Below are 25,806 nucleotides of genomic sequence, written 5' to 3'. Positions count from 1 at the left end.
GTAAAATACAAAATTTTTTATCATCACCTCCTTAGAGTGAAGGAGGATTAATAGAAAACGGATACTCTTTGGTTGACTGTATCTGTTACGAACAGCGTATCTCTATCGTCAATATAGAGACCATTTGGGAGATATAGCTGACCGTCTTCCGTCCCCATTCCACCTAATTCAAATAATTGTTTTCCATCTTTATCAAAAGCAGAAATATTATGTGAAAGATTGTTCACCACATAAACATTACCCTTTGAATCGACAGCAACTCCTCTAGGATTTAAGAAAGTAGGATCACCTTTTCCATCTTTTGAACCATTAATGATTTTGACAAATTTACCCTCTTTGCTGAAAACTTGGATCCTATTATTTCCAGAGTCTGTCACATAAATATTTTTATCGAAATCAATTGTGACAGCATTTGGTGCGATAAATTTCCCGTTATCCACACCAGCTCCACCTATTTCTAGTAACTTCTTTCCATCTAATTTAAAAACAAATAATTTGTTTGCTTTAATATCGGTAATATAAAGCTTTTCATCGAATATGCGTAGTCCACCAGGTGATTTTAGAATTTTTTCCTTATCATTAAAGTATTTGATGAATTTACCTTTTGAATCGAATATGGAAATATTGCCATTGTACATATCAGCTACATAAATATTGCCTTCTTTATCTCCAGAGATACCATAAGGAAATTTAAATTCGCCTTCTTTAGTACCTTCTTTTCCAAATTTAAAAACAGAAGTACCTGATTGATCAAACACTTGAACTTGTTTGTTATTTGTATCACTTACATAAACAAATTCACCAATTTTTGTTACATCCATTGGTTTATTTAATGGTTGGTTAAAGTCACCATACAATGCATTCGTATATACTGGCGTTGCACTTGGATCAACTTTTGCCACAATCGGTTTTATTTTAGAATCTAAATTTAAAAAATAGACTGTTGCGAAGAAGGCAACTGAAAGTGCGACAATGCTACTCATTAATATATAAACAGTTCTCTTTTTCAAGGTTGTTCAGCTCCTTCTATTTGTTGTCTTTGACTTTCGCAGCAATTCTCTCCAAGCCTTTAGTTGCTGGTTTGTATAGCGGATCATACGTTAAAGCCTCTTTGAAAAATTTTTCTGCGTCCTTATATTCACCCTGATCTTCTGCTACTCTGCCAATTTCCGTAATAACATCTGTGTTAGTAGGCATGATCTTAAGAGCCTCTTTAAGAGATTCATTTGCGTCTTTATACATCTTCAAATCTCGGTATACCATACCAAGTAATAAATGGGCTTTAAAATTACGAGGTCCAAGCTCAACTGCCTTTTGGGCCTGTTTTAATGCATCGTTGTATCTTTTTTCATCAAGATAGACAAGTCCTAGATTGAAGTAGGCACCAAAGTATTTGCTGTCTAAATCTGTTGCCACTTTCATTTGTTTGATTGCATCATCATTTTCACCTTTTAAAAAGTAGGAGTAGCCTAGATTTACATGGTGCTCGGGATTGTTCGGCTCTGAATCTACTAATCCTTGATAATAATCAATCTGCTGATCAATTCTTGCTTGATTTGTTTTGGACCATAAATAGTGATCACTTATATAGTAGCCTGCACCTAAACTGATAACTAAGGTTGCAACTAAGATTAATAAAGCTTGTAATTTAGTAAAATACTTGTTTTTTTCCTTCTTCAACTTCGTTCTTTCATTTATTTCTAGTTCTGGATTGATTGGCAGCTCTTTAGCTTCCATAATACCCACCTCGAATTTCGCAGTTTTTTCAAGATAACCTCTGACCGTTTTTTTAAAAGAAATATTTCTAATAAACACGATCAGAGGTGACTTTCACAGATATTTCTATATAAATATAACCCTATTCCTTATGGCACTTTTCACAACTTGGTTTAGAATGGCAGGTGTAACACTTCGCTGATGGCCCTTTAACACCATCCAATGAAATAGGATGTCGTTCCTTCCAACCTTGCTTTTGACTATGGCTGCTAGGATGACATGAAGAACAAACTACCTGATTACCACCTGGTGTATTAGTCTTTTTCGTATCATGACACGCTTTACATGTTTCTTGGCTTTTATTCGCAATGGTTCCATGATTTTTATAAAAATTACTATCATGGCTGGTAGGTCGCTTATTATGACAATCTTGACAGAAGGTATTTTCTTTTGCGTAGTTATAATGGTTCTTTTGTTTAGCAAGTGCATTATCCTTATTAAGGAAACTTGCAACCACCGATACATCGCCATAGCCTTCTAATGGTACTTTTGACATCTCGTTATGACACTGATTACACTTCTTTAGATCTTCAGCTGCTTGCTTTCCATGTGTTTTTGTTTTAAAGTCTGCCTCTTTATGGCTCTTTGGAATCATCCCCGTCTTGTGACATGCTGAACATTCATTTGTGACTTTACGAGCCTTATGACATTCAATACACGTGTCCATATCCGGACGGATAAATTTCAAATCAGCCATTGCGGTCTTACCTGTTTTACTATCCCATTTTTGGTAATCCGTTTGGAAAGTCATTTTTCTATCGGCGATTTTGCCATGAGCAACACCACTATGGCATTGGATACATTCAATATCTTTGTTTTTATGCTTATCATGGGGAATAATGATGTCCCCAGATGCTGTGACATCACGCTTTGACACATCATGACAACTCTCACACGCACTATCAGGTATTTCTTTAGGCATTCGAATAGGGGCAGTATATGTTTGAGTTGCTTTCCTATAAACCTGCAGAAGTCCGTTTGCTTTTGCTTTTGCATATTCTTCTGTACCTGAACCTATATGACACTTAACGCAATCCACTTCGCTATGTGTGGACGCCTTCCACGTATAATACTCCGGCTTCATCTCATGGCACGAGGAGCAAAAACTGGAACTCGAAGTCGTTTCCACTCCTATGAGTCCTATTGAGAAAAAGACGACGATAAATAGCAGTGCTACCGTTAAATATTTATATACTTTGTAGCGAGTCCGTGGAGGGGAGGTGTTGTCTTTATGTTCTTCTTCCATTGTTTTCCCTCCTCATTAACATTTTCCCTTAGTTCTTCTTATCATCTTTGAAGCCTGTACGGTGACAGTATTCACAATAAACATCTGTCGGAGCTTTTGCGTTAGTTGAATCTGCTTTTGCTTTCTCACGATCATGGCAAACGAAACACTCTGCTTTCATTTCGGCTGTTTTTGCTTTGACAGCATGTGACGTCAACCATTGATTGCTTTCACCATGACTATCTGGACGATCTGCGTGACAAGCACTGCAGAATTTATTAGTTCTTGCTTGCTCTTTAACAATGGTCAAATTTGGAACATATTTTTCTTTTTGATCACCCATTTTCAATATAGAAAGAATATCTTCTTTTGGAATTTCTCTAACCCATTTAGAATCCTGGTGACAGTTCACACATTTATCTAGCTGTTTTACAGCTGTTGTGCCGTGGTTGCTGTTCCAATCCACATTCTTATGCGTTTTAGGTATGTCCGTTTGCTTGTGGCAGGTTTTACACTCCATCGAAATCTTTACATCTTTCTTTTGCTTTCCGATAGCTTGTAAAATAATCTCTTGTGTTTTTTGATCATGTTCAGCTGTCGTTACTTCTTTACTCTCATCCTCTTTTGAAGCTTCACTAGATCCCGCTTTTTCTTTCTCTTCTAGTTTTTTCTCCATTTCTTCTGGATTTGGAGGCACGTTATACGCTACATCTTTCCATGGCTCTTCACCGTTATTTACTTTGTCGTGACAGTCAATACATGAACCCATATTAGGTCTCAAGTATTTCTTTTCCATCAATTTTTGTGCACTTTCCTTAGTCCAATGGCCGCGTGCTTCTTCTATGTTGATTCCACGAGTGGCCATCTTTGCGTGTACAACACCAGCATGACAGGTAATACAAGGAATATCTTTATCAATATGTTTCTTGTGATTAACCTTTAAATCGCCGGAAGCTGTTACCAATCGGTTTTTCGAGTGGCATTGTAAACAGTTTTCATTTGAAACAGCTTCTTCCTCTGTTTGAACAATTTGTTTTGGGACACCTGTGACGTGATAATAAACTTCTTTCATTGATTTCATTTTGTGAGTCAACATGTTGATCGTACCCGGCTTAATATGACACTGAACACAAGTGATTTGATTGTGCGCACTGGCTGTGTATGAGGAGTACTCTGGTGCCATTTCGTGACAGCTTGCACAGAAAGTCGGAGAGTTTGTTAACGAAAGGACTCCATAACCTCCTCCAAAAACGACAATACAGCCTACAAGTGAAACAAATAGCAGTTTCCACCTGTTCACTGGATTCTTCCAATCTATACTTCGGAACATTTGCCAAAGTCTTCGTATTGGGCCTTTTTTTCTATTCTCTCTAGTCTCGGGATTATTTTCTTGATTCTTCTTTTTCCCCCAAATGGCCACTTTACTCACCCTTCCCATCTTGGATTGTTTCTCTATTTAATTTCCAGATTAACCTCTCTAAAGGTAGTATCTAACATTGTAAGAGTATATTCCAATGTACAATTTGTGAATATTTCTACACACCTGTGACAAATTTATTAACTCTAAAAACAACAGGAAAACATTGTTATATCAAGCCTTTAGTTATCACTATGCAAACAGTAGTAACTTGCATAAAGTTAAATAATTATACATAAATAAACGATTTTATTCAGATTTCAATTAAAACAATTTGCTCCGTTTTCATATTGAAATAGCTTTATGATTTATTGCCATGAGATTGTCAAATATGACAAATAACCGAACCCTTCAAAATAGAAGTTCTGCTGTGAAAGAGATATAATAGTAGAATGACAAAATTTGCTTCCACGCTAACAATGTTGTCACTCTATAGTGGAAGTGGTAAGATGAAAAAGGAAATTATCGAATATTTTTGACAGAATGATTTTTAAGGCTGTGTTAAAGAACAGTGTTGATTTTTACACCCTGTTGATTGGAGCGGAAGGCACGAAGACTCCTGTGGGAGTATGGTTCAGGGGAGACCCCGCAGGCGCATGCGCCGAGGAGGCTCGCCGAAACACCCACGGAAAGCGAAGTGCCTGGAGCGGAAATCAACAGGATAGTTTAACAGAGCCATTTAAAAAAATACGTATTAGTCTCGATAAAAAGGAGCGTTCATCTGATATGGGGATTTTAAATAAAGTGTTTGATCTGAACAAGCGTGAACTGAAGCGATTAGACAAGCTTGCCGTGAAAATTGATGCACTTGCTGCAGAAACTGAAAAGTTGACTGACGATCAACTTCGTGAAAAAACTGAAGAATTCAAAGCACGCTATCAAAATGGCGAAACGCTTGATGATTTATTAGTAGAAGCTTTTGCCATTGTTCGCGAAGGTGCCCGTCGTGTTCTTGGGCTATATCCGTACCATGTGCAGCTAATGGGGGGTATTTCTCTCCATGAAGGAAACATTTCGGAGATGAAGACAGGGGAAGGTAAAACCTTAACGGCTACCATGCCTGTTTATTTGAATGCTCTTTCTGGTAAAGGCGTACACGTTGTAACTGTCAACGAATACCTAGCAAGCCGTGACGCGACTGAGATGGGTCAGCTATATGAATTCCTAGGCCTAACCGTTGGCTTGAACTTAAACAGCATGGATAAGGAAGAAAAACAGGCAGCATATGCCGCTGATATTACCTATGGTACAAACAATGAATTGGGATTTGACTATTTACGTGACAATATGGTCCTTTATAAGGAGCAAAAGGTACAACGTCCGCTTTTTTATGCGGTCATTGACGAGGTCGACTCCATTTTAATTGATGAAGCCCGTACACCATTGATTATTTCAGGCTCAGCTCAAAAATCAGCTGTTCTTTATATTCAAGCCAATGCTTTTGTCCGAATGCTGACAAAAGACACTGACTATACGTACGATGAAAAGACAAAAGGCGTTATGCTGACAGAAGAAGGAATCAGCAAAGCTGAAAAAGCCTTCGGAATTGAAAACCTTTTTGATATGGCTCAAGTTACGTTGAACCATCATATTAACCAGGCATTAAAAGCAAATGTCAGCATGCACCTTGATATTGATTATGTGGTGCAGGATGGCGAAATTATTATCGTTGACCAGTTCACAGGCCGTTTGATGAAGGGCCGCCGCTACAGCGAAGGCTTGCATCAGGCTATTGAAGCTAAAGAAGGCCTCGAGGTTCAAAACGAAAGCATGACCATGGCTACAATTACATTCCAGAACTATTTCCGTATGTATGAAAAATTAGCCGGTATGACAGGGACAGCGAAAACAGAAGAAGAAGAATTCCGTAATATTTATAATATGAATGTTATCGTCATCCCAACGAACAGACCAATTGCCCGTGACGACCGCGCCGATTTGATTTACAAATCGATGGATGGTAAATTCCGTGCCGTTGTTGAGGATATCGCTGAACGTCATCAAAAGGGACAACCGGTCTTAGTTGGTACCGTAGCGATCGAAACATCTGAGCTTATTTCCAAGTACTTATTGAAAAAAGGTATCCGCCACAATGTATTGAACGCGAAAAACCATGAACGTGAAGCCGAAATTATCGCCGAAGCAGGCCATAAAGGTTCTGTTACCATCGCGACTAACATGGCCGGACGTGGTACGGACATTAAGCTTGGCGAAGGAGTAATTGAGTTAGGCGGTCTAGCCGTTATCGGTACGGAGCGTCATGAAAGCCGACGCATTGATAACCAGCTCCGTGGACGTTCCGGACGTCAAGGAGACCCTGGTGTTACCCAATTCTACTTATCAATGGAAGACGAGCTGATGCGTCGCTTCGGTTCTGATAATATGAAAGCCATGATGGAACGTCTTGGTATGGATGATACCCAGCCAATCCAAAGTAAAATGGTTTCTCGTGCAGTGGAGTCTGCTCAAAAACGTGTAGAGGGCAACAACTTTGATGCACGTAAACAGCTTTTACAATATGACGATGTTCTCCGTCAGCAACGCGAAATCATCTACAGCCAGCGCGATGAAGTATTAGAGTCTGAAGACCTTCGTGATATTGTGCAGAAAATGATTCTTAACTCTATTCAACGTAATGTAGATGTCCACGCCTCTCGTCATGAGGATGAGGAAGAATGGGACCTTCAAGCCATTGTTGAGTATGTCCATGCAACCCTCCTTCATGAAGGTGACATCACTCTTGATGATTTGAAAGGTAAAGACCCAGATGAAATAGTCGACGCAATTTTTGCTAAAGTGAAGGAGCGCTACGATGAAAAAGAGCAAATCCTTTCTCCAGAGCAAATGCGTGAATTTGAAAAAGTTATTACATTAAGAGCTGTTGATTCCAAGTGGATTGATCACATTGATGCAATGGATCAGCTTCGTCAAGGAATTCACTTACGTGCATACGGTCAAATTGACCCGCTCCGTGAATACCAGCATGAAGGCTTTGCGATGTTTGAGGCAATGATTCAATCGATTGAAGATGAAGCAGCTATGTATATCATGAAGGCTGAAATTCGCAACAACCTTGAGCGCCAAGAGGTAGCAAAAGGTCAAGCGGTAAATCCGAAAGAAGACGGCGAACCCGTTAAGAAAAAGCCTAAAGTCAATCAAATGGATATCGGCCGCAACGATCCATGTATATGCGGAAGCGGTAAGAAATATAAAAACTGCTGTGGAGCAGCGAAGTAATCTTGTTCTGAGGACCGACGAATGATCGTCGGTCCTCTTTTTACTATCCCTACAAAGTCCGGAGGTAAAGATGGATAAAAAAATCAAAGTCACCCACTCTCTTCTCTCAGCTCAATCCGTAAGAGGGTTATTAAACGATTATGATTTGAGTGTTATTAGCTGTGAATTTCTCACGAGAGGATTAAACGATACATACGTTATTTCAACCCAAAACAAAAAGTATATTTACCGAGTCTACCGACATAATTGGCGAAGTGAATCAGATATTCTTTTCGAACTAGATACGATTAATTGGCTAAAGGATGAGGGTATCTTCGTTTCTACTCCAGTTAAAACAATGGAAGGGAACAGGATCGTTGGCATCCAATCACCCGAAGGAGACAGATATGGGGTTTTATTTACTTATTCACCTGGAGATAGACCTGAAATAACCGAGGAAAACTGTCACATTCTAGGGAAAGCATTAGCCGAACTACACCAAAAGAGTAGCTCATTTATTTCTTCAAATCAAAGAAGTTTTGAATTGGATATCAACCATTTATTAGCGGAGCCAGCTTCTTTAATAAAGCCATTATTGGAAAGGCATTTAAAAACGGAACAAGTACAATTTTTTTATGAGATGGTTACGAACTTAGGAATAAAACTGAGAGTAAGCAAGCTGGAATACGGATTTTGCCATGGAGATTTTCACAACTTTAACATGCACTTAAATAAACAACAACTGGAGGTATTTGATTTTGATTGCTGTGGTTTCGGCTACCGTGCCTATGATATAGCCGTCTTTTGGTGGAATTTAAAAAATAATTACCGTGCTGTTGAGAAAGCTTGTTGGGATGCATTTTTGAATGGGTATTTAATGCAAAGGAACATGTCCGAAGAAGACATCAGTAGTCTGCCTTATTTTATATCGGTACGGAGAATTTGGCTGCTAGGAACGATGTTGAAAAATGAGGATGTTTGGGGAAGGAACTGGATAAACTCAACTAACTTTAGTCAGTTTCTTAAGGATCTTGCACAGGATAGGGAATTATACAAAAGTTAACTTATCTGTAAAAAATCAAAAAGGTGCGCCAAGGAGGCTGCACCTTTGTTTGTGATATTAATGGTTACCTTTACCGTGATGTTCGTTGTCGTCACCTTTTTCATGGTGATCTTCTTCATGCTTTTTTTCTTCAGACTTTTTAGCTTCTTCTCTTTGCTTTTCTTGAGCTTTTTTAGCTTCTTCTCTTTGCTTTTCTTGAGCTTTTTTAGCTTCTTCTCTTTGCTTCTCTTGAGCTTTTTTAGCTTCTTCTCTTTGCTTCTCTTGAGCTTTTTTAGCTTCTTCTCTTTGCTTTTCTTGAGCTTTTTTAGCTTCTTCTCTTTGCTTTTCTTCTGCTTTTTTTGCCGCTGCTTGTTCCTTTTCTACATCTTTGCTTACTGCTTCTGTGTTTTCAGTCTCTTGTTCAGTTGTTTCTTGTTCCACTTCGGTTGATGTTTCTTCAGTAGTAGACTCATCAGTTGCCACTTCATCATCAGAAGATTCATCGCCGTTCACTTGATCTTCAAGCTTCTTCATCTTCTTAGCAAACTTAGCATCTTTCTTTTCAAGTTTAGCAGCCTTTTTCTCTAACTTAGCAAAAGATTTTTGAATGTTTTTCATTAGTGATTGTTGAGCTTTAGGGTTTTCAACATGTTCAAGAGCCATTAATAAAGCATCAATGTTATGAGCAAGTTTACTATTTACTTTGACCTCAGTATCATCTGTTGCTTCTGTTTCATCTGTTGCTTCTGTTTCATCAGTAGCTTCTGCTTGATCTGAAACTTCACCTTCTGTATCACTTACAGTATCTTCCCCAGTTGTCGTTTCTTCAGAAACTTTGTCGTTAGCTTGTTCTTGTGTTGCAATCGCTTCTTTTAATAGAGCTGCAGCCTCATCTGTTTTTCCTTCAGCAAATAATGCATTTGCCTCTGCAATACGCTCTGCAGCAAAGTCTGCTAAAAGCTGTGCTTCTTTATAATCGTCAAAAGTGAATGCAAGTCGAACTTTTTCAGCCATTAATTTTACAAAATAGAAGAAATCACCAGGAATTAATGAAGGAGCTTCTTCTTCATCTGCTACTTCTGTATCTTCTGTTGTAGCTTCATCTGATTGTTCAGTTGATTCTTCCTCAGTAGTTGCACTTGAATCTTCTGTAGTTGTTTCTGTTTCAATTGCCTCAGATGTTGTATCTTCAGTTGCGTTATCCTCAGTTGTTGCCCCAGTATCAACTGTTGTATTTTCAACAGGTTCAGTTACAGTACCTGTTTCAGTTGTTGTTTCAGTTCCATCACCATTTGCAAAAGCTGAACCTGTACCAAATGAGAAAATAATTGCTGAAGCAAGCATACCACTAGTTACGAAATGTGCTACCTTTTTAGATTTCATGTCGAAAATTGCCCCCTATTTATTTGATACTAGAGTGTTCGTCCATGACTTTCATTTTTATGGTGGTACTTGTAAAAAAATTTGTATGTTTTTAAAATTTTCATATATTAATAGTTTTTTCCAATAATCTAGGGGGCATAAATTCTTGTTATAAAAAAAAGCTGCCCCCCACATGTGGAGGACAGCGTTCTATTAGTTAATTAATGTGTTTCAATTAATCCGTAACGGCCGTCTTTACGCTTGTAGACAACGTTTGTACGGTTAGTATCTGAATTTGTGAATACATAGAAGCTATGACCAAGCAAATTCATTTGCAGGATCGCTTCTTCACTATCCATTGGTTTTAAATCAAAACGTTTTGTACGAACTAATTCAAGATCATCTTCGTCCAACTCAGTTACTTCTGTGTTTTCAGAAGTTGCAAAAGTAATTGGGAAGTCCCCTTTTTCGCGGAATTTACGATTGACCTTTGTTTTATGTTTGCGAATTTGACGCTCAAGCTTATCGGTAATCAAGTCAATACCTGCATACATGTCAACGTTTGTTTCTTCTGCACGTAAAACTAATTGTTGTAGCGGAATGGTTACCTCTACTTTAGAAGTTTTATCTTGATTGAATCTTAGATTCACGTTTACCTTTGCATCCGGTGCCTCTGTAAAATAACGCTCCAATTTAGCAATTTTCTTTTCTACATACTCTCTAATTGCTGGAGTTACCTCAATGTTTTCGCCACGCACGTTATAGTTCATGTGGACTCCTCCTTTAGTTAAGGCTATGTATTAACATTTCTATTTTACCCTATGATAATCCTGCTAAATCAGAACAATAATTTTGTCGAATTATTGACAAAAACAACAAGCAAATAGTGACAATGGTTTAAATCTCATTTGACTTAAGTGGTATTTTTTTCTAAAATGAATGGTTGTTCATTTTTATTATATTACTTCCTAGTAGATTTTGCTACCATTACGCTTAGTCGACGGGTTTGAATATGCTACTTACGTCACCTTGCCAGGGTCAATGATTGAATACTTTCAGCCCCTGCACTCTTTAGAAGCTTTGCTGCATGTCGGAGGGTAGATCCGGTTGTATAAACATCATCAATTAAAACCACTCTTTTTCCTGCTATATCTATTTCTGGTTCAATCCTAAAAACTTGAGGGACATGAATCCGTTCCGACCTTGATTTTTTCGATTGTTTTTCAGAGTGAACTCTGGTGAGTAGTTCCTGTGGTGCAAAGCCTGATTCTACAATTAGAGCTTTTGCCTGGTTAAACCCACGTTCATAAAGCCGCTCTTCACTTAATGGAATAGGGACAAGAACATCCATATCCACTTTCATAAGTTCCTTTTGAAAAAGCTCAACAAATATCTTCACCAGAACATAATCTCCGCGGAATTTAAACTGGGAAATGACTTCTTTTAAAAACTCATTATAGTGAAATAAGGAGTGATTTTTTTCGAGAAGATTCTTCCACTCCGAATCTTCCTCCCAACGAAAGCAATCATAACACAAATCGCCAATTTGAAATCTCTCCTCGAGTAGGTGAAGGGGACGGCCACAGATACGGCATGATTCTCCTTCCAATTTTTCAAATTTCCCTTCACACGTGGAGCAAATATACTTTTCTTTTTCAATTGAGAAGAGGGCTCTCCAACCTATGATTGGCATAATCACTGAATGACAAATGAGACAATAATCAGATTGGAATGGATACATACCTTACTTCCTTTCTTTTGAATACCCCTTTATAAATCAAGCAAACCTCTTTTCTTCCCCTCACGATTCATGGAGATAATTTGCTTCCTTGCCTTTAGCATTTCGTCGGTCTTTCCGTAATGAAAAAAAGTGACTACTCCATCAGGATGGTCCTTGCTCCTTCCTGCTCTTCCGGCAATTTGGACAAGAGCACTTTCAGTAAAAATAGGATCCTCCGCCCCAACAACGGCCACATCGATATTTGGGAAAGTGACTCCCCTCTCTAGAATCGTTGTCGTTAAGAGTAAGGGGATTTGCTTATCTCGCATGCGTTGAACCTTCATCTTCCTTTCAGGGTCTTCTGCATGTACGGCCTCAATTTCAGGATTTATTTGCTGAAGGATATTTAATGCTTTTTCCATTAAAGTGATATGAGGGAAAAATAGTAACACCTGTTTGCCTACATGAAGTCGTTTCTCAATCCAGCGAAGCACAATGGCTGAAAATTTGTCTTTTTTGAGTAGCTTTTGCCAATCGCCACTCCAAACAAATTCTGGAAGCGGAAGTGGATGACGATGAAATCTCGCTGGAATGGTAGTAAAATTTCTTTTCCCAGTGCGGCATTCTCTTTGCCATTTTTCATTTGGGGTGGCAGTTAAGTAAATCATGGCTGAATTAGGTTTATGCGACTGGATGGTAGCATGCTGGAGGGATTCCTCCACAGTGTAAGGGAACGCGTCGACTTCATCTAAAATAATGACATCAAAAGCATGGTAAAAACGAAGCAGTTGATGTGTAGTCGCAATGGTAAGGGGAGCGAATAAGTGGCGGTCTTCACTTCCACCATACAGGGAGGCAATAGTCAGTTCTGGAAAGGCTGCCTTTAATCTGGGCGTGAGTTCTAGGACAACGTCTGTCCTTGGAGTTGCAATACAGATCCTTTTAAGAGCCTTGATCCCTGCCTCTATTCCTGCAAACAGTACTTCTGTCTTACCGGCTCCACAAACGGCCCAAATCAGGTGTTCCTGATTTTGCAGAATGGCTTCTACCACATGGTTTGAAGCAGTCAATTGGCCAGGTGAAAGCTTTCCGTTCCAGGCCATGATGTTTTTAGGAAGCGGTATGTCAGGTTCAGGGCCACACCAGCCGATAAGCGGTGTACACTCGCTAATTCTCCCCATCATGAGACAATGGCGGCAATAATGACACTGTTCTCTACACCTCGAGCATGGATAGGATGCAAACTTTTGCTGGTCTTTATTTCCGCACCGAGTACAGATGAACTTGTCTCCGCTTCTTTCAATCCCTTTTCGGTAGGTTATATAGCCATTTTGATAATGAGTTTGTGTGTCGGTGAGATGTATTGGGAGATCTTCAAGGAGAAGTTGTTTACCACTTAGTAACTTTTGTAGATCGGTATTATAGGCGAATAGTAGATTGAGCGGCGGATGAGGGATCGTTGGAATTTTGGAGATGGGAAGGGATTCAATGTTTGTGAGGTCTGGGAGTATCAGTCCATCCTTTACTATAAAACGCATAGGGGCACCTCATTGGGTCGAAGGTGGTAGATTCGATCTCTCGTTTTGCCTGTCACTTGTAATTTTAATCTTTGAAGAATTTTTTGAGCAGTATCACTTGTAGGGAGATGGAGAAAGATTCGAAGTTCTGAGTTAGTAATGGTTGGCTTAATTAAGTAATAGTAATCACTAAGTGCGTCTATGTGGGCATCTTTCGAGGTTAGGAGGCATTTCGAACAAACCCAATTTCCTTTTTTATATTCCATAGGTGTATGAAGGCATTTTTCATTAGGACAACATACTCCGTTATGGATATCTTTTCCTGTCAGCTTGTACTCTTCTAAAATTTTTATTTCCTTTGGACTATGATGGCTTAAGAGTAATTTCCCTATATGGTTAAGTGTCTCCATATCAATCAGTTCTTTCTTAAATCGTTGCTCCAGTGCGTGATTTTTATTAAATAGGTCTCTATCTTTGCATACTTTATTTAAATCCGTTTTGTCGTTAGAGTTTGTTTTTAGTATAGTATTGGTCGCACTCTTAAAAAAAACTAGGTAATCAACGGGCATCAAATCGTAACCATTTGACCTCATCCAACCTCTTAAAAGAGATTGAAGACGCTGACCTTGAACACGTGGATCCTCAAAGGACTCTTCGCTGCCATCATTGTTGATCCGAATAAGCTGTTTGAAGACATTATCAAACTGTAAAATTCCAATAATGTTCTTTGCTTCAATAATTAGGATATGAGTACGGGAAATTAGTAATGCATCAATTTGGAAGTGAACACCATTGTGTTTTAATTGGAGATCATAAAAAATGAAGTGTTTTTCTTGAGGGAGTTCTTTGAGATAATTTGATAGGGCAAATTCACCCCAGTATCCTGCCCATCTCTTAGCTAGGTCTTTTTCTATAATTGAATGTTTACTGTGACCTTTTATTAACCTTTTCTTTACTATGTTTGTCAATATAAGTCTCAGCGGTAAAGGTAGTTCTTTTAATACCAATTGTATCGTCACTCCTTTTCTTTTTTTGATAAATTTCTACAAATGCTGGAAAAATTCCTTCTTAATTGTCGAAGTTTTTTATTTTTGTTTGAAATAATTGGCATGCTCGGAGGGGATTCCGCGCGTTTGTGTTTGGATTCCGCCAACTTACTGTCTTATTCCGCCAGTTTTCCGAGGTATTCCGCCAACTTATGGCGTATTTCCGCCAACTTTCTCAATAATTCCGCCAAGACTCAATAAAGTGACCAATTACTATAAATACAAACCTAGTTTTAAACATGTTCGCTGCTGCATACTAGCGGGGATTCCGCGGCTTTGAACTGGTATTCCGCCATCCTGCTGTTTTATTCCGCCAGTTTTCTGAGGTATTCCGCCAACTCATGGCGTATTTCCGCCAACTTTCACAATTATTCCGCCAAACTCCGTTTTATATTACCTTTGTATAAAAAATAAAAACCATTCCGGCCTAAAGCCGGAATGGCAGCATATTGAAGATTTTTATTTTTTCATCCAGCCCATTCCCATGGATCCTTCTCCTAGATGGGTACCGATGACTGCACCAAAATAACCAATAGAAAAATCTACGTTTGGATACATGGCGGCTAATTCTGTCCGCCACTCCTTTGCTTCTTCCTCACGATTGGCATGGATAATAACGGCTTGATAATTCCCACCTTGCAACGCATCTTCGCCTAGCAGGTCCACCATACGTTTCAATGCTTTCTTACGGGTTCGGATTTTTTCAAACGGAACAATCACCTTGTTCTCAAAATGTAGCAACGGCTTTACCTGTAGCAAACTTCCGATAAATGCCTGTGCACTTGAAAGACGCCCACCTCGCTGAAGGTGTGCGAGGTCATCGACCATAAAGTAAGCACGAGCCGATTTTTTCATTTCTTCGAGCCTTTTCATAATGGACGCAACATCTCTACCGCGTGCCGCCCACTCTGCTGCTTCAATTGCATAAAAACCTTGTACCATGCAGCTGATTTCTGAATCAAACGGATATACATCGATGCCCTCAACCATCGTACTGGCCGTGACAGCTCCTTGATATGTACCGCTTATTCCGCTTGATAGATGGATGCTAATAACTGCATCGTACTCTTGGGATAATCGTTCGAATAATTCAACAAACTGACCAAGTGGTGGTTGGGAGGTAGTTGGCAGCTCTTTCGTCTTTACCTCTTCGTAAAATTCGCCTGCATGAAGATCCACTTCTTCCCGATATACTTCATCACCAAATATGACATGTAACGGGACCATATGTATATTAAATTTCTCTCGTAATTCCTTCGGTATGTAGGCGGTGCTATCCGTGACAACTGCCGTTTTCATATATTAGTTACCATCCTTGTCTTTTTAAACTGTTTGGTTCGATCGCACTAAAATTCCGAACCTCCATGATGCCACCCACATCAAAAATAAATGAGCGATTATTCATTTCTAACATAATGTCTATTTTATATGAAACTGAAGGAAAATGCATTATATAAAAAGAAGCTATATAACAAAAGTGGGGCATGCTTTCAAAGCATGCCCCACGTACTTTCAAACTATTTATCAATTATCTTACTTCCACCCAGCCATTTTTAATAGCAACGACTACTGCTTGCGTACGATCGTTAACGTTCATTTTTTGCAAAATGTTACTCACATGGTTTTTCACTGTTTTTTCACTGATAAATAAGGCTTCACCGATTCCACGGTTACTTTTACCATCAGCAAGCATTTGTAACACTTCGCACTCTCTACGAGTTAACAGGTGCAATGGACGGCGAATTTCATGTGTTGGTACGTAGCCACCGCCACCACCTGAAACGCCAGCTGCCAATCTGCGATATTCATTGACTAGATTGTGAGTAACCTTTGGATGTAAATAGGATCCTCCATCTGCCACAACTCGAACTGCTTCAATCAGGGCATCCGCGTCCATTTCTTTTAATAAGTAGCCACATGCTCCTGTTTTTAAAGCATGTGTGACATAATTCTCATCATCATGAATGGATAAAATGATAACCTTTGTATCAGGGTATTTTTCTACTAGCTCGCGGGTTGCTTCGACCCCATTCATTTGGGGCATATTAATATCCATAATGACAACATGAGGCTGGTATTCTTGGACAAGACCTAATGCTTCACTGCCATCATCGCCCTCTGCTACAACCTGGAATGATTTTTCAAACTCAAGTATTCTTTTAACGCCTTCTCTGAATAGTTGGTGATCATCGATAATGACAATTTTAGTAGACATTCTCATTTCCCCCTAATCCTTCTCAGTATTAATATTTTTTCAGTCAACGAATCTTCTTTTTTAATTGGTCAATGGTACTCGAATCCAAACCGCTGTCCCTTTGCCTATTTTAGAATCAAAGGTAATATCCCCATCAAGCAAGTCAACCCGCTCTCTCATGCCAATCATTCCAAAAGACTCAGGTTTCTTAATAGAGGTGTCAAAGCCTCCCCCATTGTCCTTAATGAGCACGGTGATATCATTGTTGGTTATTTCTAGTTTCACCTTGATTTCACAGGCATTCGCGTGCTTGAGCGCATTTTGAACGGATTCTTGGATCATTCGAAACAACGCGACTTCGTACTTAGTTGGAAGCCTGCGCTCTAGGCCCAAATTCACAAATGTTATTTTGGAATTCTTATGATATTCTTCGATTGTTTGTAGATATTTTCTGAGGGTAGGTACCAAACCTAAATCATCCAGTGCCATTGGACGTAGGTCATAAATAATCCTTCTCACCTCATATAGTGCTGAACGCACCATTTTTTTGAAGCTATTGACTTCAGAGAAAGCTTCATCTGGGCCTTTTTCACGAAAGACACGCTCAATTAAATCCGAGCGCATGATAACATTGGCAAGCATCTGTGCTGGACCGTCATGTATTTCCCGTGACAATCGCTTTCTCTCTTCCTCTTGCGCTTCAATTATTTTCAAACCGAAGTCTTGCTTTGCTTTAGCATCTTCTAATACTTCACCGACTTGTTTTAAGTCACTGGTTAAATAATTCATCACAACAGAAATTTGTGAAATAAGCTGATCAGCACGATCAATCGTATCAATTAATCCAATAAGTCTTCGTTCAAGATCATCTCTTTTATCAAGCAGTTGTTTTTTATACTGCCAGTTTATCGATAAATCCATTTGTAACTGATGTGCTTTTTCGTAGGCTTCACGAACCTCTTCCTCAGTATAATGTTTAAAATTCATACTGACCTCTGAAAGAGTCAAACGTGCTTCTTTGACCTGTTCTTCCAATTGGTCTCCCTCTTCAATAAGCTTAACCATCATTTGCTTAATATTAGCTAATTCATTTGTCATGCTCTCATAGTCATGACGGCATTTCTCACCAATACGAAAAATATCACTTTTACTACAGGTGACGGTATCAATCATTTCTTCACGAATTTCATCAATCGATTTCATATCAATTTGCTTAATTTTCATCACATTCCTCCGGGATTTTTTTCCCTTTAGGCCTTACGCTTTATTTAACAAACTTTAGAATAAACCAATAAAAAACTTTTCTAAAAACCTCATTATAAGTCTGAAAGTAGTATAATAATAATATTATTTTTACTGCTTTATTCCTTTATTCCTATTAAACTATACTTTAATAAAATAGAAAAGTATTTCACCCACTAGGCCTATTATAACATTCGAACTTTACTACCATATTAAAGGTATATTACAGCAATATTTTATATTTTTTTCTTTTAAGGAAAGGGGCCTTACATGCTGTCTCGATATTATACTGTAAAAACATTAGGAGAACATGAAATCAACATTCAAAAGTCCCGTTTTATTGCACATATTAACAGAGCTGAAACGGAGTTGGAAGCACAGGATTTCATTCAGGCGATTAAGAAACAACATTGGAATGCTACACATAACTGTTCAGCCTATCTCATTGGTGAGCATGATCACATTCAAAAGGCTAATGATGATGGTGAGCCAAGTGGAACAGCTGGCGTACCTATTCTTGAAGTTTTGAAAAAAAGAAAGCTAAAAGACACCGTTGTTGTCATAACCCGCTATTTTGGTGGAATTAAATTAGGTGCAGGTGGCCTGATTCGTGCTTACGGAAAGGCGACATCCGAAGGCTTAGACGCAATTGGTATTGTCGAAAGAAGACTTTCACAGATTATCCATGTGAAAATTGACTATACCTGGCTAGGAAAAATTGAAAAGGAATTGCGTGCCTCCGAATTCACCATAAAAGAAATTCACTATTTGGATGTAGTTGAAGTTGAAACGTTCGTAGATGAAAGTCAGGTCCAAAACTTTATGGATTGGATGGTAGAACTAACGAACGGCCAATGCACATTAACTAAAGGTGATACAATTTATCTAGAAGAAGATTTCTCAAGGTAAAACAGGTATGTCTTACTGTGGATTATAGTAGGTCTTTAGAAAGAACGCAATTGGGAAAAAAAACGAAAAGGGGCTCAATTTTGAGTCCCTTTTACTATGATCGATCTTTTGCCGTACTCATTTTTAATGTTCGAACCATATTTAGTAATGGACGATGGTCCTTTCCCATTAAACCAATTTTTTCAGCAATAATCTCAATAGTTAGGACGACAATCCCAATTAAGAAAAGAGCGCCACCAATTCTGGCCTGGGAGTAAATGACTGCGACAAGTCCAAAAAATGCAGCCATGGCATAAATTAGTAACACGGTCTGACGGTGGGAATAGCCCATTCTCAACATGCAGTGATGAAGATGAGATTTATCTGGTGCTGATAATGGCTGTTTATTGATAATTCGTCTGATAATCGCAAATAAGGTATCAGATATGGGCACGCCAAGAATAATAACTGGAATAACAAAGGAAATAAAAGTTACATTCTTAAAACCCAGCAGTGAAAGAACAGAGATAATGAACCCTAGAAAAAGGGCCCCTGTATCCCCCATAAAAATACTCGCAGGATGAAAATTGTAAATCAAAAAGCCTAGCGTGCTTGCGAGGACGATTGACCCCACTGCCACCACGTATAAATTCCCTTGAATAATCGCCATTCCAGAAATGGTGATTAAGGCAATAGACGAAACTCCTGCAGCAAGCCCATCGAGTCCATCAATTAGATTAATGGCGTTTGTAATTCCAACAATCCAAAGGATCGTAAAAGGAATACTTAAAAAACCAAACTGAAGCTGACCGCCAAATGGAAGGTTAATAAATACCATTTGCAAATCACCTAAAAAAACAACCGAGCATGCTGCAGCTAATTGACCGAGAAGTTTATACTTTGCCGGCAATTCAAACATATCATCACAAAAACCGGTGATTACTATGATTAGACAGCCAATGAAGATGCCAGTAGAGTACGGGTTATCTGGTCTTAATAGGAAGATACCTACCATAAAACTAATAAATATGGCTAAGCCACCTAGCCTTGGCATAATTGACTGATGAACTTTCCGATGGTTTGGACGATCGGTCGCGCCAATGCGAAAGGCGAGTTTTTTAATAAGTGGAGTAATAAAGATGGAAATAAAAAAACATACTATAAAGGTAAGATACAGCATTAAACATCCTCCTTGTTATTAAGTTTGTCCATTAAAGACAAAACAAAAACAAAGATAGCTTAGTAAAAATCGGAAAAACTGCAGATTTAAAAAAAAGAAAAAGAGGCAATCCCCAAAGGAATTACCTCTTTCAGTGTTGCATAGATTACTTAATCCATGCTCCGTCTTTACCTAATTTGTAACCGCTGATTGTTGTGTTGTAAGCCATGCTACCATCTTTGTACAGGTAGTACCACTTACCACCAGTTAATACCCAACCAGTTTGCATTGCACCGCTAGAAGCAAGGAAATACCATTTCTTGCCAGTGAATACCCAACCAGTCTTCATATCACCGTTTGTTTGATCTAGGAAGTACCACTTGCCGCCAACTAAAGCCCAGCCGGTCTTCATAGCACCGGTAGCATCAAAGAAGTACCATTTACCTTTTACTTGATACCAGTTAACTTTCATGTCTCCGTTAACTTTATCTAAGTAATACCACTTGCCATCTTCTTTGTACCAGCCCGTTTGCATTGCACCGTCTTCGTCTAAGAAGTACCATTTTTTGTTCACTTTAACCCAGCCAGTTTCCATGAAACCGTTTTGGTCGAAGTGATACCATAGTCCATCTTCATCTTTAAGCCACTTATTTGCATAAGCTACTTCTGTTTGAGGATCAACATAAATCCAATGACCTTCTTCTCCATCGCCAACCCAGATCCAGCCAGTTGCAGCATCAACTGTAATATCAAATGGAGCCAAGTTTCCAGTTCTGTCTGTAATATCTAAGCGAATTACAGTACCTTTAGCTAATGGAGCGTCTAACTCGATTTCGAAGTAACCTTCGTCATCTGCAGTTGCTTGACCAATCACTTTACCACCAACATTTGCAACAACTTTTGCAAGAGGCTCAGTGTAACCATATACGGACTGGTCATAATTTGTAACGTAAACATCTGGTTGTTCAACAAAGTTATCAATTTGGATACGACCTTCAATTTCTGCTGAAACTGGTTGTGGTAGAGATTTGAAATACTGAACAAATCCGTCTAAGTCAACCATGTTTGTTACACGATCTTTACCAGACTTAAGAACTGCAAAGCCGTCTCCACCGTCTGCCATGAAGTTGTTAACTGTAATTGTATACTCTGCTTTTGGATCAATTAATGAACCATCTTCAGTGTAGATATCAAGAACTTTGCTGCCATAAGGCTGTGAATCTGTCCAAGTATAGTGAAGACCAGAAATTGACATGATCTTGTTATAGCTTGGTGGTGCTTGGAATTGTTGATTTAATAACGTTCTAATTTGATCGCCTGTGACAGTCATTGTTACAAGGTCGTTACCAAACGGTTGAACCTTGAATAAATCGCCCCAAGTAATCGTTCCAGCTGGAAGTGGGTTACGGATACCGCCAGCGTTCATAAATCCGAAATCAGTGCCTGTTACTGCACGCATACCATCAGCAATTAAGTTACCAAGTGCAGATTCACCAGAAGCATTTTGCACATTAGTGATTGTAGCAGATGTAGAACCAACTACTTTGCTTACAATAGGCTTAATATCTTCTTGGTAGCCATCAAGTTCTGCTTTGATTTTTGCATCAGCAGTGATTTTGCTGTGAAGTGTGTCTACTACTTCAGCTTTAGTTTGATCCTTCATTACATCCCCAGTAGCAGGGTCAATTGTTAAATCAATATCAGAGAAGGCTGTACCGTAAGACCAAGATTGGACTAATACTTTTCCTTCAACATTTGTGTTTAGGTATTTATGGTCATGCGCACCATAAATTACGTCAACTGATGAATCAATCGCTTTTGCCATATCAACAACTTGTCCAGTTGCTGCAGTACCATCAGTCTTTGAAGTTCCAGGGTTGTGGGCAAGAACAACAATTGTTTTAACGCCCTTATCTGTTAATTCTTTTGCATACTTATTAATTGCTGTTACTTCATCAGTGAATTTAACACCTGCAACACCAGCTGGAGTTACGATTAATGGTGTATCTTTTGTTACTACACCGATAAAGCCGATTTTAACGCCATCTACTTCTTTCACTGTATATGGAGGTAAAATTGGTTCGTTTGTTTTCTCGTCAACAACGTTTGCTACAACGTAATCCATAGTTGAACCAGTGAATTTGCCATATTTTGCTTCATATTGAGCAGTTTTTGGATTATCTCCACCATTGATTAGACGCTTCATTTCTACTACGCCTTCATCGAATTCATGGTTACCGATTGTTCCTACGTCAAAACCAAGTTCATTCATGAAACGAATAGTTGGCTCGTCCTGTAATAATGCAGAAACTGGAGGACTTGCTCCAACAAGGTCACCCGCTTGTAACATTAGGGTATTAGCTGGGTTTGCTGCTTCTCTGTCTTTCAAGTAAGCCGCTAACCATTCAATACCACCAGAGTAATCGACAACTTTACCATCTTTGTCTTTAATTGATCTCCAAGTATCAAGCTGACCATGGTAGTCATTGATTCCTAATAATTGAACATGTACGTTTTGGTCTAGTGTGTATTGTTCAAAACCAGAGCCATCAGATAATGGAGCAACATCTTTAACATTTGGAGCTGATGCTAGTACATCTTTAGCTGCTGGAGAAGATTTGAATGTTAATGTTTTAGCTACTCCACCAACAGGAGCGATTTTCCAGTTGTTATCAGCAACAGGATTTACTACTTTTTGATCTTTAATGTAATCCATCAAAATTTGACGGTTTTCATATGGAGAATCAACTACGATTGTAGCTTTTCCACCCTTTGTTCCTGGGAAGTTACCACCGCCAGTTGCACGATAGTTATTCGTTGCAACAATGAATTTTTGATTTGGATCAATTTCTTTACCGTTCATATCAGTAAAGTTGATGATACGATGAGAATCAGCACTAACAACATCACCAGTAGTAAAATTATAACGAGCTGGTTTTGTTACATCGACTTGATATTTCACACCATCAATTACATCAAAGTTATATGGTTGGAAGCTGTAGTTAATTAATTCTTGTGCATCAGCTTTGTTAGGGTCAATTTGGTTGAATTGTGACGCTGACATTTCTAACCATTCTTTAACTTCTGCACCAGTTAATTCAACTGCTTTTAATGTGTTGTTATACAAATAAAGGTCATTGGCACTCTTAATTGAAAGATCGCCTTTCGCGATATTTGTATAATCAGTTGCACCTTGACGGCCAGCTTTGAAAGGTGCACCCGCAGAAATAATAGGGATGTCTGCTAATTCTGGTTTGTTCGTTTTAATCCAATTTTTAACGTAGTCTGTTTGTGCATTGTTTACGATTTGGATTGTTGGATCGTCCATTACACGTGAAAAATAGCTAGACATTGGTGAAGTAGTTTCCCCAATTTTTCCACGTACATATGCAAGTGTAGCTTCATGCTCCGTTTTAACAGCATCAACTATTGTTTGGTCAGCTGCAGTATCAGCAGTTACTGGCTTAGTTACAGATTTTGATTTTGTGCGGTCTGCTTTCCATGTACCATCTTCTTGCTGTACTAATTCAAGATCTAGAACACCTAGGTTATTACCCCAATATCCTGCTTCAACTGCAGGTGTACCGTTGATTGTACCTTGTGTGTTATCAAGTCCTGGTAAATCTGGTTGATCAAGTTTTCCACCTACGTGGAACTCTTTACCACCTGGGAAGGCATAGTGAGCATGTCCGAATAAAAGGGCATCGATGCCTGATACTTTACTAAGTGAGAATACAGCATTTTCTGCTTCTTCTTGACCATCGTTTGTAACATCACAGCCAGAGTGAGCAATGGCAACGATTACATCTGCTCCCTTAGATTTCATTTCTGCTACATATTTATTAGCTGTCTTTACAATATCTTTTACGATAACTTTGCCTTGAAGGTTATCTTTATCCCATTGAAGGATCTGTGGTGGTGCGAATCCCACGATACCAACCTTAACTGTCTGTTCTACACCATTTTTGTCTTTAATCTTTTTAGGAATAATTTGGTATGGTGTGAAGTAGTTTTTGTCGTTTGTCGGATCATTGTCCTTATCATCCACATAAATGTTAGCGTTTACAACTGGATATGGAGCATTCTTTAAAGCGGTGTTTAAGTAGCCTAGTCCATAGTTGAACTCGTGGTTTCCTACGATACCGCCATCATATTTTAATTCTTTCATTGCCTTGAACATTGGGTGTGTATCATTTTCTGTTAAAGGCTTAACCTTAGCAACATAATCTGCCATCGGATTTCCCTGTAGCAAGTCCCCGGCATCGAACAACATAGAGTTACTTTCATAACCTGTTCTAGCTTGTCCAATTAAGGTTGCAGTTTTTGCTAAACCATAGTTGACACCTTTATCTGTATCTTGATAATAATCATATGCCATTACAGCATCATGAAGATCCGTAGTTTCCAAGATACGAAGTGTTGCAGTGTTTGCAGTTCCTTCAGCCTTTGCAGACTGCGGGAAAATATTTAGTGGAACTACTGTAAGTGCTAATGCAGCAGCTAGAGAACCATTAAGCATACGTTTTTTCATGCTTCGTTTGATCTGTCTCTTCACACTTTTTCCGCCCTTCGACAAAAATATTTGTATTGCAAGACTATTCTACTAATTTTCCCAAGAGATTGATAGTCTTTTTTGTAAAAAATTTGTTGGTATTTTGTAGATAGTATGTAAATTTACTATATATTTAATTTTTAGAACATTACCATTTTTGTAGGTAATTTTACTCATTTTCTTTTCTGATATAATATGTAACTTAAACAATTGCACTATCGTCTATTTGGTAGAGTGATTGCAAAACTCGTATTATTTTAGAAGAATCATATTTTTCAATATTCGACAAAAAGTTTCAATTTACGTAGTGGCTAAAAACCTGTAAAATGAAATTTGGTCTAATCTAAACTTACAAATAATGATAAAGACGTATACTAAAGGAGAAATGATATGCCCGAATTTCAACGTACTCAGCGAATGAGTCAAAAGAAGAAAAAGAGCAGAAAAAAGCGCATATTTATGTGGATCATTGTCCCGCTTTTAATCGTTGCTCTTGCCGGAGCTGGATATGCTACATTCTTATTGAAAAAAGCAGAATCCGTAGTAAGTAAGTCTTATAAGCCGGTTAAAACGGTTTCTAAACGAACTGAGACGGTTAATCCTGATATGGATAATATCTCAATCCTTCTTATTGGGGTAGATGAAAGCAAGAAACGGAAAAAGCAATATGGGAGCGCTGTCCGTTCTGATGCCCTTTTGGTTGCTACCTTAAATAAAAAGGATAAGTCGGTAAAGCTTTTAAGTATCCCGCGTGACTCGTATGTTTATATTCCTGAAAAAGATAAGTATGATAAAATCACTCATGCTCATGCCTACGGCGGTCCAAAATATACAATTGATACCGTTCAGGAACTGCTGGATATTCCGATTGATTATTATGTGAAAGTTAATTTTTACGCATTTATTGATGTAGTTAATGCACTAGATGGCATTGAAGTTGAAGTTCCGTATGCACTCTCTGAGCAAGATTCAAATGACCGTCAAAATGCCATTAGACTTAAACCCGGTGTCCAAACCTTAAATGGGGAACAGGCACTAGCTCTTGCTAGGACGAGACATAAGGATACTGACGTCATGCGAGGAATGAGACAGCAAGAAATTATAAAAGCAATTGTGAAAAAAGCTCTCTCTATTCAATCCTTCTCTAAGCACACTGACATAATTAAAGCGGTTGGCGACAATATGGAGACGAACATGTCATTCAATGATATGAAATCATTAATTGATTACGGATTGGCAGGAAGCGGCTTAACAATCGATACCTTAACCCTTAAAGGTGATGACGATATGTCAACTGGCATTTACTACTATAAACTCGATGATGATTCCCTAGAAGAAGCAAAAGAAACCCTAAAAACTCATCTTGGAATAGATAAAGACAACTCAGACTCAAATGATGGTGACAGTGACAGCGACTCATCTTCAGAAGAAAATTAAAAACGAAGACCGC

The 25,806-nt window shown here is 38.6% G+C and carries 18 protein-coding genes; 4 read left to right on the top strand and 14 right to left on the bottom strand.

What is annotated here, in order from left to right:
- Positions 1-47: 47 nt before the first annotated feature.
- The 4 genes from AC3A54_RS12410 to AC3A54_RS12395 all read right to left on the bottom strand — a co-directional run bounded on the left by AC3A54_RS12410 (position 48) and on the right by AC3A54_RS12395 (position 4,301).
- Positions 48-1,010, bottom strand: coding sequence for a 6-bladed beta-propeller (locus AC3A54_RS12410; RefSeq protein ID WP_487654682.1), 963 nt, complete (start codon positions 1,008-1,010; stop codon positions 48-50).
- Between the two features lie 16 nt (positions 1,011-1,026).
- A complete protein-coding gene (locus AC3A54_RS12405; RefSeq protein WP_335544136.1) occupies positions 1,027-1,737 on the bottom strand; it encodes a tetratricopeptide repeat protein in 711 nt (236 codons plus the stop codon).
- Between the two features lie 121 nt (positions 1,738-1,858).
- Positions 1,859-3,022, bottom strand: coding sequence for a cytochrome c3 family protein (locus AC3A54_RS12400; protein WP_335544135.1), 1,164 nt, complete (start codon positions 3,020-3,022; stop codon positions 1,859-1,861).
- Positions 3,023-3,050: 28 nt separating this feature from the next.
- Positions 3,051-4,301, bottom strand: coding sequence for a cytochrome c3 family protein (locus tag AC3A54_RS12395; protein WP_487654681.1), 1,251 nt, complete (start codon positions 4,299-4,301; stop codon positions 3,051-3,053).
- Between the two features lie 843 nt (positions 4,302-5,144).
- Here AC3A54_RS12395 and secA point away from each other — a divergent pair.
- Both secA and AC3A54_RS12385 read left to right on the top strand, forming a co-directional pair.
- Complete coding sequence (gene secA / locus AC3A54_RS12390) at positions 5,145-7,655, top strand: preprotein translocase subunit SecA (RefSeq protein WP_487654772.1); 2,511 nt, start codon at positions 5,145-5,147, stop codon at positions 7,653-7,655.
- Positions 7,656-7,725: 70 nt separating this feature from the next.
- Positions 7,726-8,697, top strand: coding sequence for a phosphotransferase enzyme family protein (locus AC3A54_RS12385; protein WP_487654680.1), 972 nt, complete (start codon positions 7,726-7,728; stop codon positions 8,695-8,697).
- A gap of 57 nt (positions 8,698-8,754) precedes the next feature.
- On the opposite strand, the gene AC3A54_RS12380 is transcribed toward AC3A54_RS12385, so the two are convergent.
- The 8 genes from AC3A54_RS12380 to AC3A54_RS12345 all read right to left on the bottom strand — a co-directional run bounded on the left by AC3A54_RS12380 (position 8,755) and on the right by AC3A54_RS12345 (position 17,739).
- Entirely contained in the window at positions 8,755-10,059 is a 1,305-nt protein-coding gene (locus AC3A54_RS12380) for a DUF5667 domain-containing protein (protein ID WP_487654679.1), read from the bottom strand.
- A 200-nt stretch (positions 10,060-10,259) separates the two neighbouring features.
- Entirely contained in the window at positions 10,260-10,808 is a 549-nt protein-coding gene (gene hpf, locus AC3A54_RS12375) for a ribosome hibernation-promoting factor, HPF/YfiA family (RefSeq protein WP_335544130.1), read from the bottom strand.
- A 254-nt stretch (positions 10,809-11,062) separates the two neighbouring features.
- A complete protein-coding gene (locus AC3A54_RS12370; RefSeq protein WP_487654678.1) occupies positions 11,063-11,779 on the bottom strand; it encodes a ComFC family protein in 717 nt (238 codons plus the stop codon).
- A gap of 29 nt (positions 11,780-11,808) precedes the next feature.
- Positions 11,809-13,296 carry an ATP-dependent helicase ComFA gene (locus tag AC3A54_RS12365; RefSeq protein WP_487654677.1) on the bottom strand — a complete coding sequence of 496 codons (1,488 nt, stop codon included), beginning with the start codon at positions 13,294-13,296 and terminating at the stop codon, positions 11,809-11,811.
- Complete coding sequence (locus AC3A54_RS12360) at positions 13,284-14,282, bottom strand: nuclease-related domain-containing protein (protein ID WP_487654676.1); 999 nt, start codon at positions 14,280-14,282, stop codon at positions 13,284-13,286. The genes AC3A54_RS12365 and AC3A54_RS12360 overlap by 13 nt, the downstream gene beginning before the upstream one ends.
- A 498-nt stretch (positions 14,283-14,780) precedes the next feature.
- On the bottom strand, positions 14,781-15,620 hold the full coding sequence (locus tag AC3A54_RS12355) for a DegV family protein (protein ID WP_487654675.1): 840 nt from the start codon (positions 15,618-15,620) through the stop codon (positions 14,781-14,783).
- 229 nt (positions 15,621-15,849) lie between these two features.
- The gene (locus AC3A54_RS12350; RefSeq protein ID WP_335544125.1) at positions 15,850-16,536 is read right to left on the bottom strand and encodes a response regulator; all 687 of its coding nucleotides are present in this window, start codon (positions 16,534-16,536) and stop codon (positions 15,850-15,852) included.
- 60 nt (positions 16,537-16,596) lie between these two features.
- Positions 16,597-17,739: a sensor histidine kinase gene (locus AC3A54_RS12345; RefSeq protein WP_308082473.1), complete on the bottom strand. Its 1,143-nt coding sequence runs from the start codon at positions 17,737-17,739 to the stop codon at positions 16,597-16,599.
- Positions 17,740-18,027: 288 nt separating this feature from the next.
- On the opposite strand from AC3A54_RS12345, the gene AC3A54_RS12340 reads away from it, so the two are divergent.
- Complete coding sequence (locus tag AC3A54_RS12340) at positions 18,028-18,666, top strand: YigZ family protein (protein WP_308082472.1); 639 nt, start codon at positions 18,028-18,030, stop codon at positions 18,664-18,666.
- Between the two features lie 94 nt (positions 18,667-18,760).
- On the opposite strand, the gene AC3A54_RS12335 is transcribed toward AC3A54_RS12340, so the two are convergent.
- Together AC3A54_RS12335 and AC3A54_RS12330 are read right to left on the bottom strand one after the other, a co-directional pair.
- On the bottom strand, positions 18,761-19,825 hold the full coding sequence (locus tag AC3A54_RS12335) for a glycosyltransferase family 4 protein (RefSeq protein ID WP_487654674.1): 1,065 nt from the start codon (positions 19,823-19,825) through the stop codon (positions 18,761-18,763).
- Between the two features lie 145 nt (positions 19,826-19,970).
- A complete protein-coding gene (locus AC3A54_RS12330) occupies positions 19,971-24,335 on the bottom strand; it encodes a bifunctional 2',3'-cyclic-nucleotide 2'-phosphodiesterase/3'-nucleotidase (protein ID WP_487654771.1) in 4,365 nt (1,454 codons plus the stop codon).
- Positions 24,336-24,746: 411 nt separating this feature from the next.
- Between AC3A54_RS12330 and AC3A54_RS12325 the strand changes: the two genes are divergently transcribed.
- A complete protein-coding gene (locus AC3A54_RS12325) occupies positions 24,747-25,793 on the top strand; it encodes an LCP family glycopolymer transferase (protein WP_487654673.1) in 1,047 nt (348 codons plus the stop codon).
- The last annotated feature ends 13 nt before the right edge of the window (positions 25,794-25,806 follow it).

The sequence above is a fragment of the Neobacillus sp. Soil_C_43 genome (genome assembly GCF_057656715.1).
Note: the sequence above shows the minus strand (reverse complement) of the source record. Positions and strands in the feature narration are given on the sequence as shown.

Coding starts and splice junctions, on each gene's coding strand:
- AC3A54_RS12385 (WP_487654680.1), top strand. CDS start 7,726: ATGGATAAAAAAATCAAAGTCACCCACTCTCTTCTCTCAGCTCAATCC.
- AC3A54_RS12350 (WP_335544125.1), bottom strand. CDS start 16,536: ATGTCTACTAAAATTGTCATTATCGATGATCACCAACTATTCAGAGAA.
- AC3A54_RS12355 (WP_487654675.1), bottom strand. CDS start 15,620: ATGAAAACGGCAGTTGTCACGGATAGCACCGCCTACATACCGAAGGAA.
- AC3A54_RS12370 (WP_487654678.1), bottom strand. CDS start 11,779: ATGTATCCATTCCAATCTGATTATTGTCTCATTTGTCATTCAGTGATT.
- AC3A54_RS12330 (WP_487654771.1), bottom strand. CDS start 24,335: ATGAAAAAACGTATGCTTAATGGTTCTCTAGCTGCTGCATTAGCACTT.
- hpf (WP_335544130.1), bottom strand. CDS start 10,808: ATGAACTATAACGTGCGTGGCGAAAACATTGAGGTAACTCCAGCAATT.
- AC3A54_RS12340 (WP_308082472.1), top strand. CDS start 18,028: ATGCTGTCTCGATATTATACTGTAAAAACATTAGGAGAACATGAAATC.
- AC3A54_RS12325 (WP_487654673.1), top strand. CDS start 24,747: ATGCCCGAATTTCAACGTACTCAGCGAATGAGTCAAAAGAAGAAAAAG.
- AC3A54_RS12400 (WP_335544135.1), bottom strand. CDS start 3,022: ATGGAAGAAGAACATAAAGACAACACCTCCCCTCCACGGACTCGCTAC.
- AC3A54_RS12345 (WP_308082473.1), bottom strand. CDS start 17,739: ATGAAAATTAAGCAAATTGATATGAAATCGATTGATGAAATTCGTGAA.
- secA (WP_487654772.1), top strand. CDS start 5,145: ATGGGGATTTTAAATAAAGTGTTTGATCTGAACAAGCGTGAACTGAAG.
- AC3A54_RS12405 (WP_335544136.1), bottom strand. CDS start 1,737: ATGGAAGCTAAAGAGCTGCCAATCAATCCAGAACTAGAAATAAATGAA.
- AC3A54_RS12365 (WP_487654677.1), bottom strand. CDS start 13,296: ATGCGTTTTATAGTAAAGGATGGACTGATACTCCCAGACCTCACAAAC.
- AC3A54_RS12335 (WP_487654674.1), bottom strand. CDS start 19,825: ATGCTGTATCTTACCTTTATAGTATGTTTTTTTATTTCCATCTTTATT.
- AC3A54_RS12380 (WP_487654679.1), bottom strand. CDS start 10,059: ATGAAATCTAAAAAGGTAGCACATTTCGTAACTAGTGGTATGCTTGCT.